Annotated in this window: 1 pseudogene; it reads left to right on the forward strand. The window is 70.8% G+C overall.

The annotated features are described in order from the left end of the window. Nucleotides 1–77: 77 nt before the first annotated feature. Nucleotides 78–944 (forward strand): annotated as a pseudogene (locus tag RHBS_RS28080) (8-amino-7-oxononanoate synthase); the annotation flags it as partial.

Genomic DNA, 944 nt, shown 5'->3' on the forward strand with positions numbered 1-944 from the left:
CACCGATGCGGAGGTGACTGCCATCGCCGACGCCATGGTGGCGGTGGCGCGCGACCATACTTGAACGACGTTCAAGTATGGTCGCTGCCATGACCGCTCTGGATTGGCTCGACGCCACCGCGCACGCCCGACGCGCGGCCGGCCTCGAGCGCAACGTGATCGCCCGCGCCGCCGAGGACGCGATCCTCGATCTGGCGTCGAACGACTACCTCGGCCTGTCCAGGCATCCGGCCGTCATCGACGGAGCCTGCGCTGCTGCGCGCCGATGGGGCGGCGGATCCACCGGATCGCGGCTGGTCACCGGCACGACGACGGCACACGAGCGCCTCGAGGACGAACTCGCGGAGTTCGTCGGAGCAGAGGCCGGACTGGTGTTCTCCTCCGGCTACACCGCCAATCTCGGAATCGTGACGGCGCTGGCGGGCCGAGACGCGCTGGTGATCTCCGACGCCGCGTCGCACGCCTCGCTCATCGATGCCTGCCGCCTGTCGCGGGCACGGGTGGCCGTCGCTCGGCATTGCGACACCGACCACGTCGACGAGCTGTTGCGGGATCGTGCCGAACAGCGGGCCCTCGTGGTGACCGACTCGGTGTTCAGCGCCGACGGCGATCTCGCGCCACTGACCGAGCTGTACGCGGTGTGCCGGAGACGGAACGCGGTGCTCGTCGTCGACGAAGCGCACGGATTGGGCGTACGCGGTGACGGCGGCCGGGGGAGCCGTCCACGAAGCGGGCCTCGCCGGAGCGCCCGACCTGGTGATCACCGCAACGCTGTCCAAGGCCCTCGGATCACAGGGTGGAGTGGTGCTCGGGCCGGCAGCGGTTCGCACGCAGGTGCTGCACGGTGCGCGCACGTTCGTGTTCGACACCGGCCTCGCTCCTGCCTCCGTCGGCGCGGCATCGGCAGCGCTGACCGTCCTGCGCGCTGGAACCCGACCGGGTGC

The organism is Rhodococcus sp. BS-15 (genome assembly GCF_000813105.1).
GTDB lineage: Bacteria > Actinomycetota > Actinomycetes > Mycobacteriales > Mycobacteriaceae > Rhodococcoides.